General features: G+C 66.9%; 11 protein-coding genes. 8 read left to right on the top strand and 3 right to left on the bottom strand.

Annotated features, from left to right (window positions below):
* Positions 1–18: 18 nt before the first annotated feature.
* Together WFP78_RS21745 and WFP78_RS21740 are read right to left on the bottom strand one after the other, a co-directional pair.
* A complete protein-coding gene (locus tag WFP78_RS21745; RefSeq protein ID WP_336966506.1) occupies positions 19–255 on the bottom strand; it encodes a hypothetical protein in 237 nt (78 codons plus the stop codon).
* A 281-nt stretch (positions 256–536) separates the two neighbouring features.
* The gene (locus WFP78_RS21740) at positions 537–2174 is read right to left on the bottom strand and encodes an alkaline phosphatase family protein (RefSeq protein WP_336966542.1); all 1638 of its coding nucleotides are present in this window, start codon (positions 2172–2174) and stop codon (positions 537–539) included.
* Between the two features lie 108 nt (positions 2175–2282).
* Between WFP78_RS21740 and WFP78_RS21735 the strand changes: the two genes are divergently transcribed.
* The 8 genes from WFP78_RS21735 to proC all read left to right on the top strand — a co-directional run bounded on the left by WFP78_RS21735 (position 2283) and on the right by proC (position 11915).
* Positions 2283–4430 carry a protein-disulfide reductase DsbD family protein gene (locus WFP78_RS21735; protein ID WP_336966505.1) on the top strand — a complete coding sequence of 716 codons (2148 nt, stop codon included), beginning with the start codon at positions 2283–2285 and terminating at the stop codon, positions 4428–4430.
* A gap of 2 nt (positions 4431–4432) precedes the next feature.
* A complete protein-coding gene (locus WFP78_RS21730; RefSeq protein WP_336966504.1) occupies positions 4433–5176 on the top strand; it encodes a TlyA family RNA methyltransferase in 744 nt (247 codons plus the stop codon).
* Between the two features lie 114 nt (positions 5177–5290).
* Positions 5291–6412 (top strand): efflux RND transporter periplasmic adaptor subunit, encoded by a 1122-nt coding sequence (locus tag WFP78_RS21725; protein WP_336966502.1) that lies wholly within the window; start codon positions 5291–5293, stop codon positions 6410–6412.
* Between the two features lie 12 nt (positions 6413–6424).
* Positions 6425–9532, top strand: coding sequence for an efflux RND transporter permease subunit (locus tag WFP78_RS21720; protein WP_336966501.1), 3108 nt, complete (start codon positions 6425–6427; stop codon positions 9530–9532).
* A 46-nt stretch (positions 9533–9578) separates the two neighbouring features.
* Positions 9579–10127 carry a TspO/MBR family protein gene (locus WFP78_RS21715; protein WP_336966500.1) on the top strand — a complete coding sequence of 183 codons (549 nt, stop codon included), beginning with the start codon at positions 9579–9581 and terminating at the stop codon, positions 10125–10127.
* Positions 10128–10157: 30 nt separating this feature from the next.
* A complete protein-coding gene (locus tag WFP78_RS21710; protein WP_336966499.1) occupies positions 10158–10457 on the top strand; it encodes an accessory factor UbiK family protein in 300 nt (99 codons plus the stop codon).
* A 119-nt stretch (positions 10458–10576) separates the two neighbouring features.
* Positions 10577–11083, top strand: a complete 507-nt coding sequence (locus tag WFP78_RS21705) for a type III secretion system chaperone family protein (protein ID WP_336966498.1) — start codon at positions 10577–10579, stop codon at positions 11081–11083.
* Positions 11084–11102: 19 nt separating this feature from the next.
* Positions 11103–11915, top strand: coding sequence for a pyrroline-5-carboxylate reductase (gene proC / locus WFP78_RS21700; RefSeq protein ID WP_336966497.1), 813 nt, complete (start codon positions 11103–11105; stop codon positions 11913–11915).
* Between the two features lie 433 nt (positions 11916–12348).
* Here proC and WFP78_RS21695 read toward each other — a convergent pair whose 3' ends face one another.
* The gene (locus WFP78_RS21695; protein ID WP_336966495.1) at positions 12349–14676 is read right to left on the bottom strand and encodes a GH92 family glycosyl hydrolase; all 2328 of its coding nucleotides are present in this window, start codon (positions 14674–14676) and stop codon (positions 12349–12351) included.
* Positions 14677–15126 lie beyond the last annotated feature (450 nt).

Raw genomic sequence — 15126 nt, 5'->3', positions numbered from 1 at the left:
GGGATGCGCGTGCGGGTGTCAGGCCGCGATGCGGGCCGGCCGGGCCATGGCCTTGATCGCAGGCGCCACGGCGGGCGCAAACGGCGTCGCCCTCTGCGATGCACATTGTCCGTTCAGCGCCTCCATCGCCGCCAGTCGCCGCGCATAGCTGCGCGCCATGTCCTCATGGATCATGCGCGCCGGGACGTCGGCGGCCATCGCCGCCATGGTGCGCGCGGACCGGAGTCGTTTTTGAAGATAGATGATGTCGATCACGGTTCTCCCAGATCGACCGGGAGCCAAGGCGCTCTCTGTCACATCCTGGTCATGGAGGATGACGTGATGGGCCACCATAGCATGGAAATGGGCCGGCCGGGGAAATAACTGCGTCCTGCCGGCCTGGCAGCCCGTGCGCTGGCCTGTGTGGGCAGCCTGTGCGGGCGGCGGCTTGCCGCGAAAACCGGGTGCGGGCAAATCCGGCCCGGAGGCTCGCCGCCTCTTGCGCAAGGGGCGCAGGCGCTGCCGGCTCATGGGCCGAACCGGCAGCGCTGCGTTGCTTATTGCGGGCAGCTGCTCGCCGGGCCGGCAACCAGGTCGAGGCAGCGGCCGTCGATCTCGCCCTTGGGCACCGGCAGGCCGATGGTCGCGGCCAGCGTCGGCATGATGTCCACCGTTTCCACGCCCAGCGGCTGTTCGAACGGCGTGATGCCCTTGCGCCAGAAGAGGATGGGCACGCGGCGGTCGAGGTCCCAGGGGCTGCCATGGGTGGCGACATAGCCCTTGGTCGGGTCGATGATCGGCGTGACGCGCGGTTTCAGCAGCAGCAGCAGGTCGCCCGAACGATGGGCATCGAAGCTGGCGCGGGCTTCCTGGATCAGGCTCCAGTTTTCCGGTGAGCCGGTGGGGCTGGGGGTGGCGGCGATCTCCGCCTTGGTGAAGACGGCCTGCACCTGCGGGTGAGCGCGCAGGATGGCGAGGGCCTGCGCCTGCACCCTGGCTTTCTGCGCGGGCGAGAGGGTGGGGGCGAGATAGAGGTCGCCCGCCGGGCCGTCACCATAGATGAGCTGGCCGGACAGGCCGGTCTTCGCGGCGATTGCATCCGACAGCGCCTTGGGCGCGAGTGCCGCATCCACGCGGCTTTCGTCGGGAATGCCGTTTTCGCGATGCCGTTCGGGCAGGTCGTGGCCGCCATGGTCGGCGGTCAGCACCACTTCATAGTCGATGCCGTCCTTGTCCAGCCGGTCGAAAAAGGCGCCCAGCTCGCGGTCCAGCGACATCTGCTGGATGCACATCTCCGTGCCTTCGGTGCCGTAGCTGTGACCGACATAGTCGTTGGCGGAAAGGCCGATGGCGATGATGTCGGTCTGCGCCTGCTTGCCAAGGCCCATCTGCTCGATGAACGCGGCGGCGAGGACGAGGGTGGTCGCGTCCTGCTCCGGCGAGGCGCGGAAGCTCTTATAGTCGCCGGCCTTGCGGGCGAAGCGGCCGGTGCCGACGGATTTGCCCGCGCCGATATCGACGGCGAAATCCTTGGGTGCGCAGTCGGCGGGCAGCTCCATGGCCGGGCGGTCGGCGCCCAGCAGGCGGGCGACTTCGCCGTTCACCTTGTCCACCAGCGGGTTGGCCGGCGTGCCGGCATAGCTGACATAGCCCTTGGGCGTGAGCCACCAGATCTGGTCCGTCACGGGGCCGCCCATCATCACGGCGGCGCGATCCTTGCCGGCGACGGAGACGACGCGGGTGGCGGGATTGGCCGCCTTCATCCGCCCGCCCAAAGTGGGCACGCGCAGATGCAGGGGGGATACGGTATAGTCTTCGCTGCTGTTCGTGCCCTTGGCCTCGTCTTCGGCGCAATAGACCGACTTGTCGGCGCGCGGCGCGCTGAAATCGAACCAGGTGTTGGCGATGATGCCGGTGCGCGCAGGGCGGCTGCCGGTCAGGATGGTGGAGTGGCCGGGGCAGGTCTCCGTCGCGGCATGGCTTTGATAGCCGCGCGGGAAGACGACGCCCTGCGCCAGCCGCTTCATGCCCGCGACATAATGCTGGCGATATTCGTTGAACAGGTCGCCGGAGAATTGATCCACCGAGATCGCGACGATCAGCCTGGGCGGGGATTGCGGCGCGGCCGGGGGCTGGGCGGCAGGCGCCTGAGGAGCAGACGTCTGGGCGGCGAGCGGCGCGGCGGATGCGAGCATCAGCGAAAGGGCGGCGAAATGGCGAAGGGACAAGAGGAGTAACTCCACGGGCTTGACGGGCGTATAAGGCAGACCTAGCCCGCTCAGGGACAAGAGGACAGGTGCCAGATGCGGATTTTTCATGTCCTTAAGATGACAATGTCGATGACAGTGCTGAGGCCGGGACGGATAACAGTGCTGAAGATGGTGGCGATGGTGGGCGCGATGATGCTTGGCCTGCTGCCCTTTGGCGCGCCCGGCGCATGGGCGCAATCGCCCGGGGCCTTCGGCCAGGGCGGGCCGCCGCATATCGCCGCGCAGCTGATCGCGGAGAGCCCCGCACCGGCGCCCGGCGGCAGCTTCACGCTGGCCTTCGACATGCGCCCGGCGGCGGGCTGGCACGGCTATTGGGAAAATCCGGGCGACGCGGGCCTGGGCATGACGGTGAAGTGGAGCGCGCCCGCCGGCGTGACCCTGGGGCCGCTGCGCTATCCGGTGCCCGAGACGTTGATCGTGTCCGGCCTGATGAACCATGTCTATGAAGGCCCCTATGCGGTGCTGGTCAGCGGTCGCGTGCCGGCGGGGATGAAGCCGGGCGATCGCCTGCCGGTACGCGTGCATGCCGACTGGCTGGCCTGCACGCGCGAGGTGTGCGTGCCGGAGGGGGCCGATCTTTCCGTCGACATGCTGGTGGGCAGCGGCGCGGTCGATCCGCGCCTGCAGAGCCGGTTCGATGGCTATCGCGCGCATCTGCCCCGGCCGCTGGGTGCCGAGGGGCGCTATCAGCTGGTGGATGGCAGGTTCCGGCTGGCGGTGCCGCTGCCGGCCTCCGCCGCCGTCAGCGATCCGCATTTCTTCGCGCGCACCGATCATGCGCTGCGCTTCGCGGCCACGCAGAACGTCTCGCGCAATGGCGACATGCTGATCGTAGAGACCGATGCCGATGGCAGCGCGAAGAGCGGCGGCGTGGTGGACGGCGTGCTGCGCACCGGCGACCATCAGGGGCTGTTGCTGACGGCGCGGCCGGGCCCGGTGCCGCCGGCGGGCGAACCGCTGGCAGGCGGGGGTGCCGGCGCAAAGGCGCGGGGCGTCAGCGCCATCCTTGTCGCGCTGGGCGGCGCGCTGCTGGGCGGATTGCTGCTCAATGTCATGCCCTGCGTCTTCCCGATCCTGAGCCTGAAGGCGCTGAGCCTCGCCAAGGCGGGCGGCGATGGTCGTGCGGCGAAGCGGGAGGCGCTGGCCTATGCGCTGGGGGTGATCGTCACCTGCATGGCGCTGGGCGGCCTGTTGCTGGGCCTGCGGGCGGGGGGCGCGGCGGTGGGCTGGGCCTTCCAGTTGCAGGACCCGCGGATCATCCTGTTGCTGCTCATCCTGGTGACGGCGATCGCGCTCAATCTTGCCGGGCTGTTCACGCTGTCCGCCGTCGGGGCAGGCGGCGGATTGGCGAGCAAGGGCGGCATGGGGGGCGCCTTCTGGACCGGCGCGCTCGTGGCCTTTGTCGCGACGCCCTGCACCGGGCCGTTCATGGGCGCGGCGCTGGGTGCGGCGCTGGTGCTGCCGGTGCTGGCAGCGCTGGCGGTGTTCGCCGGACTGGGCGCGGGGCTGGCGCTGCCGTTCGTGCTGGTCGCCTTCGTGCCCGCGATCCGCCGCCGCCTGCCCAAACCGGGCCTGTGGATGGAACGGCTGCAGCGCATCCTGTCGATCCCGATGTTCCTGACCGCGCTGGGCCTGCTCTGGCTGCTGGGGCAACAGCGCGGCATGGGCGCGATTGCCGTGGGCACGGGCGCCGCCATGCTTGCGGCGGCGGTGCTGTGGTGGCTGGGCACCAGGCAGCGGCAGGGCCGGACGGGCGGCCTGCCGACGGCGGCGGCGATGGCGGCGACGCTGGCGCTGGGCATCGCACTGCTGCCTGCCCGCACGACGGATGCCCATGCGGCGGTGGCGAGGGAGGGTGTCGTGCCCTTCGACGCGGCGAAGCTGGCGGCGCTGCGCGCGCAGGGCAAGCCGGTCTTCCTTTATTTCACCGCCGACTGGTGCATCACCTGCAAGGCGAATGAAGCCGCCGCCATTAACCGGGCGGAGGTCGCCCGCGCCTTTGCGCAAAATGGCGTGACGGTGATGGTGGGCGACTGGACCAATGGCGACGCGGCGATCGGCCGCTTCCTGGAAAGCCAGGGGCGCTCGGGTGTGCCGCTCTATCTGTGGTATGCGCCCGGCCAGTCGGGCAGGGTGCTGCCGCAGATCCTGACGCCATCGGCGCTGACCGGGCTGCTCTGAATATGGCGAAGCAGCGGGCGGACCAGATGCTGGTCGACAGGGGCCTGGTGGAAAGCCGGGCGCGGGCGCAGGCGCTGATCCTGGCCGGCCTTGTCTTCCAGGGTGACCGCAAGGTGGAGAAGGCGGGGCAGCAGCTGCCCGAGGATGCCGTGCTGGACGTGCGCGGGCGCGACCATCCCTGGGTGTCGCGCGGCGGCATCAAGCTCGCCCATGGGCTCGCCCATTTCGGGCTGGACGTGACGGGCATGGTGGCGATGGATGTCGGCAGCTCGACCGGCGGCTTTACCGATGTGCTGCTGACCAACGGTGCCGCGCGCGTCTATGCGGTGGACAGCGGCACCAACCAGCTCGCCTGGAAGCTGCGCATCGACGATCGCGTGATCGTGCATGAGAAGACCAGCGCCCGCATCCTGACGCTTGAGCATATCCCCGAACCCGTCGACATCATCGTGTGCGACGCGAGCTTCATCTCGCTGGCCAAGGTGCTGGAGCGGCCGATGAGCTTTGCCACGCCCGGCGCGCTGCTGGTCGCGCTCATCAAGCCGCAGTTCGAGGCGGGGCGCGAGGAAGTGGGGAAGGGCGGCGTGGTGCGCGATCCGGCCGTTCACGCGCGGGTGTGCGAGGATGTGAGAGCCTGGCTGGATGGCGCGGGATGGGGTGTCGCGGGCGTGACCCAAAGTCCCATTACAGGGCCGGAAGGCAATGTGGAATTCCTCATCTGTGCCCGACGTAGCGGGAACGGATGACTGTTTCGTTCTGACCGGCGATGACCAGGGTCTGCACCTGCTGTCACATCGTTGATACACTTTGCGACAAAGCTGGTTGTTGTGTCGCATTCAAAGGACCGTTAGCCCAGCGCCATGCGAATTTCGGTGGTTTTCTCCTTGGCGGCGCTGATGCTGGCCGCATGTGGCAGTGGGCAGCAGCATAAGCCGCGCCCAACGCCCCTTGTCGAGGCGCAGCCTGTCGGCTCCGCCTCGTTCACCGATGCGATCGAAGCGGTCGGCACGGCCATGGCCAATGAACAGGTCGTGCTGGCGGCGCCGGTGACGCAGCGGATCACCTCGCTCAACTTCACCGACGGCGGTTTCGTGCAGCGCGGGCAAGTGATCGCCACGCTGTCGCAGGGGCAGGAAGCCGCCCAGCTGGCCGCCGCCACCGCCAATGAACAGCAGGCCGCGCTGCAGCTGACGCGCATCCAGGCGCTCAAGGCGCGCGGTTTTGCCACCAATGCCGACCTGGAGGCGCAGGCCGCGACCGCCACCGCGACGCGGGCCAATGCGGCGCTGGCCAGAGCCTCCATCAGTGACCGGGTCGTGCGCGCGCCTTTCGCCGGCTATGCCTCGCTGCGCACCATTTCGGTGGGTGCGGTGGTGCCGGTGGGAACGGCGATTGCCACGATCAGCGATATCTCGCGCATCAAGCTGGACTTCACCGTGCCTGAAACGCTGCTGTCCAGCATCAAGGAAGGGCAGCCGATCACCGCCATTTCGGCCGCTTTCCCCGACCGCCCGTTCCAGGGCATCATCGCGACCATCGATCCGGTGATCGATTCCGCGACCCGCGCGGTCAAGGTGCGGGCCATCCTGCCCAATCCCGACAAGGCGCTGAAGCCGGGCATGCTGCTGACCGTGAAGGTCCTCTCGCGCCAGCGCAGCGCGCTTGCCGTGCCGGAACTGGCGGTGGTGGGCGATGGCGACAAGAGCCTGGTCTTCGTCGTCACGGGGACCGGCAAGGACCGCAAGGTCGTGCGGACGCCCGTGAAGATCGGCATGCGCGATCGCGGCCTGGTCGAGGTGACGGACGGGATCAGGGCCGGGCAGGTGGTCGTGACCGAAGGCGTGGTCAAGCTGTCCGACGGCATGCCCGTGCAACTGACGACGGACAAGCCGGAAGACGGCCTGAAAGATAGCGGCGCGCGCGGCGGCAAGGCGCATGGCGGCCCGTCCGGCCCCGGCGCCACCGGCCGGCCGGCCGGCTGACGGACAGGGCCGATGCAGCTTTCCGACGTTTCCGTTCGCAGGCCGGTCTTCGCGGCAGTGGTGGCGCTGCTGCTCTGCATCGTCGGCATTGTCGGCTATCTCAGCCTCTCCGTTCGTGAATATCCCGATACCGATCCGCCGGTGGTGTCGGTGGAAACGACCTATACGGGTGCCGCGGCATCGGTCGTCGAAACGCGCATCACCCAGATCCTGGAAGACGCCATTGCCGGCGTGCAGGGCATCCAGACGATCACCTCCACGTCCGAGGATGGCCGTTCGACCATCAGCATCGAGTTCGATCCCTCGCGCGATATCGATTCGGCCGCGAACGATGTGCGCGACCGCGTGGGATCGGCCCTGCAGGACCTGCCCGAGGACGCGCTGGCGCCGGAGATCCGCAAGGTGGATGCCGATGCGCGGCCGATCCTCTTCATCGCCTTCTCCCGGCCGGGCTGGACCCCGATCCAGCTCACCGACTATCTCGACCGGAATATTTCGGATCGCTTTTCGGCGATCGACGGCGTGGCCCGCGTGTTCATCGGCGGCGAGGCGCGGCCTTCCACCCGCATCTGGATGAATGCCGAGCGGCTCGCGGCCTTTGGCCTGACCCCGGCCGATGTCGAAAGCGCGTTGCGGTCGCAGAATGTCGAGCTGCCCGCCGGCCGCCTGGAATCGAAGGATCAGAACCAGACGCTGCGCGTGAGCCGGCCGTTCGCGACGCCGGAGCAGTTCGCGCAGCTGGTCGTGGGGCGCGGGGCCAATGGCTATCAGGTGAAGCTGGGCGACGTCGCCCGGATCGAGGTGGGCGCCGAGAACCCCTATAGCAGCTTCCGCTCCAATGGCGGCACCGCCATCGGCCTTGGCATCATCCGTCAGTCCGGCGCGAACACGCTGGAAGTGGCGGACAAGGCCAAGGCGCTGATGGAGCAGTTGAAGCCGGTGCTGCCCGAAGGGATGCAGATCGCGGTCGGGTCCGACGAATCCCTGTTCATCAGCCGCGCGATCGAAAATGTGTACCACACGCTGGGCGAGGCGGCGGTGCTGGTGATCGTCGTCATCTTCCTGTTCTTGGGGTCGATCCGCGCCACCATCATTCCCGCGGTGACGGTGCCGATCTGCCTGCTCGCCACCTGCGCGGTGATGTGGCTGCTGGGCCTGTCGATCAACCTGCTGACGCTGCTCGCCTTCGTGCTCGCCATCGGCCTGGTGGTGGACGACGCCATCGTCGTGCTGGAGAATGTCTATCACCGCATCGAGCAGGGGGAGGACCCGCTGGTCGCCGCCTATCTCGGCACGCGGCAGGTGGGCTTTGCCATCATTTCCACGACGCTGGTGGTGTGCGCCGTATTCGTGCCGGTGATGTTCCTGGCCGGCCAGACGGGCCTGCTGTTCCGCGAACTGGCCGTGGCGATGATCGCCGCGATCGCCTTTTCCGGCTTCATTTCGCTCAGCCTGGCGCCGATGCTCTGTTCCAAGCTGCTCAAGCATAGCGAACGCGGGCGGCTGACCAAGTGGATCGACGATCGCTTCCAGAGCATCGAGAGCGGCTATGCCCGCGCGCTGGACCGGATGCTGAAGCGCCCCCTGGTGCCGCTGCTGGCTGTCGGGCTGTTCCTGGTGGTGGCCGGCGGGCTGTTCACGACCCTGCGCAACGAGCTGGCGCCGTCCGAGGATACCGGCGTGGTGCAGGGCAATGTGAGCGCGGCGGAAGGCACCGGCTATGAAAAGATGGTCAGCTATCTGAACACCGTCGAAAAGCAGCTGCAGCCGCTGCGCGACAACGGGACGTTGCAGAACCTCATCATGCGCGTGCCCGGCGGCTTCGGCACGAGCGACGATTTCAACAATGGCGCGGTGATCGCCTATCTGCGTCCCTGGGAGGACCGCACGATCACCACCGACGAGGTGTCGACGGAGATCAACAAGGTGCTGGCCCAGCAGCCGGGCATCCGCGGCAATGTGGCGCCGCGCTCGGGCCTGTCGCGCGGCCGCGGCCTGCCGGTCAACCTGGTGATCGCCGGATCGACCTATGAAGGGCTGGTGGCGGCGCGCGACCGGATCATGGCGGCGGCGGCGGCCAATCCCGGCCTCGTCAACCTCGACAGCGACTACAAGGAAACCAAGCCGCAGATGCGGATCGACGTCGACACCAAGCGCGCGGGCGATCTGGGTGTGTCGGTGAACGATGTCAGCCAGGCGCTGCAAAGCCTGCTCGGCTCCCGCCGCGTCACCACCTATGTCGACCGGGGCGAGGAATATCGCGTGATCGTGCAGGCCGAGCGCACCGGGCGCTTCAGCCCGGCCAGCCTCGCCCGCATTCAGGTGCGCACGCGCACGGGCATATTGGTGCCGCTCTCCGCTGTCGTGACGCTGAAGGACGTGGCCGGGCCGCGCCAGCTCAACCGCTACAACAAGCTGCGCGCGATCACCCTGACGGCGGGCCTTGCGCCGGGCTATTCGCTGGGCGAGGCGCTGGATTATCTGGAAACCCAGGCGCGCCAGTCGCCCGAGGTGCTGGCGATCGGTTATCGCGGCGAAAGCCAGTCGCTGCGCGAGACCGGCGGCTCCATCCTGCTGATCTTCGGCATGACCATCCTCATCGTCTTCCTGCTGCTCGCGGCGCAGTTCGAAAGCTTCGTCCACCCCGGCATCATCATCGCGACGGTGCCGCTGGCGGTGGCGGGCGGCATCATGGGGCTGGCGCTGAGCGGCGGCACGATCAACCTCTACAGCCAGATCGGCATCGTCATGCTGGTGGGCCTGGCCGCGAAGAACGGCATCCTGATCGTCGAGTTCGCCAACCAGTTGCGCGACGAGGGGCTGGCGATCGGCGAGGCGATCCGCCAGGCGGCGGTGCGCCGCCTGCGCCCCATTTTGATGACGTCCGTCGCGACGGTGATGGGCGCGGTGCCGCTGGTCATCGCATCCGGCGCGGGCGCGGCGGCGCGCAGCAGCATCGGCGTCGTCATCGTGGCGGGCGTTTCCTTTGCGACGCTGATCACGCTCTTCCTCATCCCGATCATTTATTCGCGGGTTGCGGGGCGCACGGTTTCCCCGCAAAGCGTAGGGCGGAAGCTGGATTCGGCATTGGGCGACGGGGCGGCGGATGCCGCTGAATGAATTGAAGCGGGCCGATTGCGTCGAATAATCAGGGGGGTGAGCGCGGATGAACCAGATTGCGTCCAGGGGGCAGCTTCGCCTTGCCTATCTCCGCTGGGCCCTGTTCACCGTGCCGGCCATCGTCTTTCTCGGTTTCCTGTCCGGCCGGGCGGCCAATAGCGGCTATGGCAATCGCTGGTTCGCGGCGCTGCAGAAGCCGGATTACATGCCGCCGGCCATGGCCTTTCCCATCGCCTGGACGCTGCTCTACATCCTGATGGGGCTGGCGATCGCGATGATCCTGCATGCGCGGCGCGCGCGGCTCCGGGGCCTGGCGATCGCCCTGTTCCTCGTCCAGCTGATCGGCAATCTGGCCTGGTCGCCACTGTTCTTCGCCGCGCATCAGGTGACGGCGGCGCTGGCCCTGCTCGTCGCGATCCTTCTGGCGGCGGGGGCCGCGACAATCGTCTTTTTCCGGATTCGCAGGGTAGCAGGATGGATGATGCTGCCCTATCTGGCATGGCTTGTGTTCGCCTCGTCGCTGAACTGCGGGATCATGCGCCTCAATCCGGGCGCTGAAACCCTTGTGGTTCCGGCGCTGCGCACCCAGATATAGTCCCGTCCCATCTGATCGCAGGTGAATGCCATGCAGAGTGAAAACCGTTTCTTCGACGATCTGGCCAAGCTGGTGAACGGCGCGGCCGGCACCGTGGCCGGCATGACCCGTGAATTCGAATCGCGCGCGCGCGAGCGGGCCAAGGGCTGGGTCGGCGACCTGGATTTCGTCAGCCGCGAGGAATTCGACGCGGTCAAGGCCATGGCCGCCGCCGCCCGCGAGGAGGTGGAGATGCTGAAGGCGCGACTCGACGCGCTGGAAGGCGCCGCGCCCGAAGTGGTGAAGGCGCGCGTCTCTTCGCGTAAGGTTTCGGCGAAGAAGGCCGACTGACTTATCCACAGTCTGTCCACATATGGATCACAGCCCCGGCGGCCATGTGGCTGGCGCCTGTTTTTTGGCGACATAAGCTGATAGAGCATGGCAAGGGGACGCGGACGAGCGAATAGAGCATGATGGACAGCGACGAATTCGAACATGACGGGCAGGATGCGGCGCCCATAGACATGCTGGCGACCTATTTCGACGCCCATGGCTGGACGATAGAGCAGGTCGCCGAGGATGAGATCGCCGCGACCACGCGCGGCAGCTGGGCGCAATATGAAGTGCGTGCCATCTGGCGTGACGAGGATCAGGTGCTCCAGCTGCTCGCCATGCCCGACATCAAGGTGCCGGACGACAAGCGGGTGGCGGTGTACGAAGCCATCGGCCTCATCAACGAACAGCTGTGGCTCGGCCATTTCGAGCTGTGGTCTTCGAGCGGCATCGTGCTGTTCCGCCACGGCGCGTTGCTGGGGCAGGGGGACACGATCACGCTGGATCAGGCGCAGATCATGGTGGAAACCGCGATCGACGAGTGCGAGCGTTTCTACCCGGTGTTCCAGTTCGTGCTCTGGGGCGGCAAGACCCCGGCGGAGGCGCTGTCGGCCAGTCTCATCGAGACACGCGGCGAAGCCTGAACCCAGCATGGCAGATGGCATGAGCGCGGCTTGGCCGGCGCATCTTTTCATGATCGGTTGCGGCAATATGGCGGGGCAGATGCTGTCCCGCTGGATCGCTTGCGGGCTCGATCCGGCGCGGGTGACGGTGCTGCGCCCCAGTGGCCGGCCGGTCGCGCCGGGGGTGGCGGTGATCACGGACTATCCGCAGGCGCTGCCGCCGGGGACGACCGTGCTGATCGGCATGAAGCCCTATCAGTTCGCCGATGTGGCTCCCAATCTGGCGCGGATTGCGGGCGCGGACACGCAGTTCGTCTCTATTCTGGCCGGCACCACGGCGGCGCAACTGCGCACGGCGCTGCCCGACGGCGCGCAGATCGTGCGGGTGATGCCCAATACGCCCGTGGGCGTGGGGCAGGGTGTGTGTGCGCTGTTTGCCGATGGTGCGACATCGGGCGGAACGCGCGATGCGGTGCAGGCGCTGATGACGCCGCTGGGCCTTGCCGAATGGATCGCCGACGAAGGGCAGTTCAATCTGGTGACGGCGCTTTCGGGCTGCGGCCCCGCCTATCTGTTCCGCTTCATCGACGCGCTGGCGCGGGCGGGCGCCGCGCTTGGCCTGCCACGCGATCAGGCGGGGCGGCTGGCGCTGGCGACGGTGCAGGGTGCAGCGACATTAGCGGCGGCGAGCGATGAAAGCCCCGGCCTGCTCGCCGATCGCGTCGCCAGCCCCGGCGGGATGACGCGGCAGGGGATGGATGTGCTGGATGCCGAGGACCGCCTCGTCGCCCTGCTCACCGACACGCTGCGCGCCGCCCGCGACCGGGGCGAGGAGATGGCGCGGGGCGCTTAGAGCATTCTGAAGTCGGCTGGAACAGCCGACGGCTGGCAGAATGCGGAAAACAAAAGACAATCAGGGCTGTGAACGATCCCATCCAATCGTTCACCGCTCTAGGTCAAATAGACATTCAACTCTCTTGAATGATTGAGCTATGTTTATTCCAATTCGTCATGCTGAACGTGTTTCAGCATCCATTCCTCCACGTGCGCGATGGCTTCAGGAGGCGCGATAGATCCTGAAACACGTTCAGGATGACGATGGTCCTGGCTGTAGCCAACCTGCCCTCTTCTGGATGTCGATCCGCCCTAGGCCCCTGCGTCTGCAACCCCATCGCGCCATGGACAGGCTATCCGTTCAGCGCCTGGAGCGGTTGATCTGATTGCATCAGAGCAACCGCTCTCTATCCTTGATCGACCGCGATTTCTTAACCGGCGATCGATTCCGATCACTTGGAAATCGCTCTTGCCGTGCTGAGCGAATAGGGCCGCGCCGCCGGGGAGGCGCCCCAGTTGCGATTGGGTGCCGCCTGCATGGTGAAGCGCAGTTCGCCGCCCGCCATGATTTCCTCATGCCGCAGATAACTGCGCTCCAGCGGCTTGCCGTTCAGCATCACCCGGCCGACATAGGGGTTGGCGTCGCTCAGGCCATCGGTGAGAATCGTGAACCGCTTGCCATTGGGCAGGTTCAGCACCGCGCGCGAAACGAAGGGGCGGCCGATCACATATTCCAGGCTGCCCGGCGTGACCGGGTAAAAGCCGAGGCCGGTGAACATGAGCCAGGCCGACATCTGCCCCAGATCGTCATTGCCCGAAAGGCCATCGGGCGTCGGCTTGTACTGGCTCTCCACGATCTGCTTCAGCCGCGCCTGTGTCCGCCATGGCGCGCCGGCATAGCTGTAGAGATAGGCGACATGATGGCTGGGCTCGTTGCCATGGATATATTGGCCGATCAGCCCGGCGATATCCTCCGCATGGCTGTAGTCGATCTTCCTATTGTCGAAGTCGAACATGGCGTCCAGCTTGGCGATGGCGGCCCCATCGCCACCCATCAGCTGGAACAGCCGGTGCTGATCCTGCGGCACGAACCAGCTATATTGCCACGCATTGCCCTCCGTATAGTCGGACCCATAGTTGATCGCGGTCGGATCGAAGGGGGTGCGGAAGGCGCCGTCGCTCTTGCGCGCGCGGACGAAACCGGTCTTGGGGTCGAAGCTGTTGCGCCAGTTGCCGGCGCGGGCATAAAAGCGCGCGGCCACGTCCTTTTGCCCCATCGCCTCGGCCATGCGGGCGATGGTCCAGTCGTCATAGGCATATTCCACCGTCTTGGACGCCGCCTCCGGCTCCCGGTCGATGGGGACATAGCCGAGCCGCTGATAGTCGCCGATGCCGCCATAGGGGGCGTAGGTCGCGCTGGCGACCATGGCGTCCAGCGCTTCCCTGGGGTCGAAGCCGCCTATGCCCTTCAGATAGGCGTCGGCGATGACCGGCACGGCATGGTAGCCGATCATCGTCCATGTCTCGCGCCCCTGGAACTGCCACACCGGCAGGATGCCGTCCGGGCTTGCCTTGCGGCTGGCGAGCAGGGAACGGACGATGTCGCCGTTCGTGCTGTCCGGCTGGACGAGGGTCAGTAGCGGATGCTCGGCCCGGAAGCTGTCCCACAGCGAGAAGGTCGACCGGAAGGTGAAGCCCTCGGCCCGATGCACGGCATTGTCCGGCCCGCGATAGCGCCCGTCGACGTCGCCGGCGACGGAGGGAGCCAGCAGCGTGTGGTAGAGCGCGGTGTAGAGGTTGCGGCGCATGGGCGCGGGGGCTTCGATCTCCACGGCCGACAACGCCTTCTCCCACGCCTGGCGGCTCGCGGCGCGGACGGCGTCGAACCCGCCGGGCTCGCTGTCGAGATTGGCGATCGCGCCGGCCTCATCGACCGAGGAGATCGCGACCCTGACCTCCAATGGCCTGTCGAGCGTGCCGAAGTCGAACCGGCCCACCAGCGCGCGGCCGCTCCGTTCGGCCACCGCATCGCTGCCGCGCCCCGGCCCCTGGAAACCCTTGTAGGGAACGTCCTTTTCCGTGCTGATGAAGCCATGGTCCTTGAGCGGCGCGGAAAAGCGCATCGCGAAGAACAGTTGGCGATCGGGTGCCCAGCCGCGCGTCTGGCGCGATCCGGTGATCGTGCCGTCGGGGTGGAGGCGGAGCGAGGACCACAGGATCTTGCCGGGATAGTTGTAGAGCGAACTGCGCATGTCGAGCAGCAGATGCGCCGCCTTGCCCGACGGGAAGCTGTAGCGATGGACGCCGATCCGCTGGCCCGCGGTCATCTCCGCCCGCACGCCGGCATCGCTCAGGGTCACGGCATAATAGCCCGGCTGCGCCACCTCGTCGCCATGGCTGAAGCGGGAGCGGTAGCCCGAACCGGGCTGTGTCGGGTCGCCGGGTTCCAGCGGCACATGATCGCCCGCCACCGGCATGACCAGGAAGTCGCCAAGATCGGAATGGCCGGCGCCCGAGAAATGGGTGTGGGAAAAACCCTGAATGGTCGGGTCGCCATGGCGATAGCCGGCGGCATGGCCATAGCATTCGCGGATCAGGCAGTTCGTGTCGGTATCGGGGCTGAGCTGGACCATGCCGAACGGCGCGGCGGCGCCGGGAAAGGTATGCCCTTCGCCATCGGTGCCGATGAAGGGATCGGCATCCTCATAGCCTGAAGCGACCAGAAAGGGGGTGGCGAGCGCGAGCGTGAGCACGGAAGCGATGCGGAGATGTGTTTTCATGGTGCCGTTCTAGGCAGATATGCCGCGCGCGGAAAAGAGGGGCGGTGACGCCGGATCGACCGGGAGGGGGCATCCGTCCGGTCGCGATGCCTGAAATCGGCGTGGCATCGCCATGCGGAAGGGAGGTTTTGACGGGGGCTCGGCACGACTCATTGGGGTGAATCGCCTTGATGAAGAATATTTGCGGTCGGCAGGCCCGGCCGGGTCGTTGCGGAAGCGCGTTTCCGGCCAGGATTTCAGAACATTTTTCAGAAGAAAAATCACGTTAAAACAAGAGTATAATGCCTATCAAAGGGAGGCTTGAGCATCTTTTTCACGATCCCCGCAAAAAAGCGTTTGACGGTTCGGCGAGTCCCCCATATATGCCCGCTTCCCGGACGGGGCGCTGCCTACTGACAGCGTCTGGTACGGCCGCCAACATAGACGGACGATATGTCCCCCGGTAGCGAT

Origin of the sequence: Sphingobium aquiterrae (assembly GCF_037154135.1) — a bacterium.
Classification (GTDB): domain Bacteria; phylum Pseudomonadota; class Alphaproteobacteria; order Sphingomonadales; family Sphingomonadaceae; genus Sphingobium; species Sphingobium aquiterrae.
Note: the sequence above shows the minus strand (reverse complement) of the source record. Positions and strands in the feature narration are given on the sequence as shown.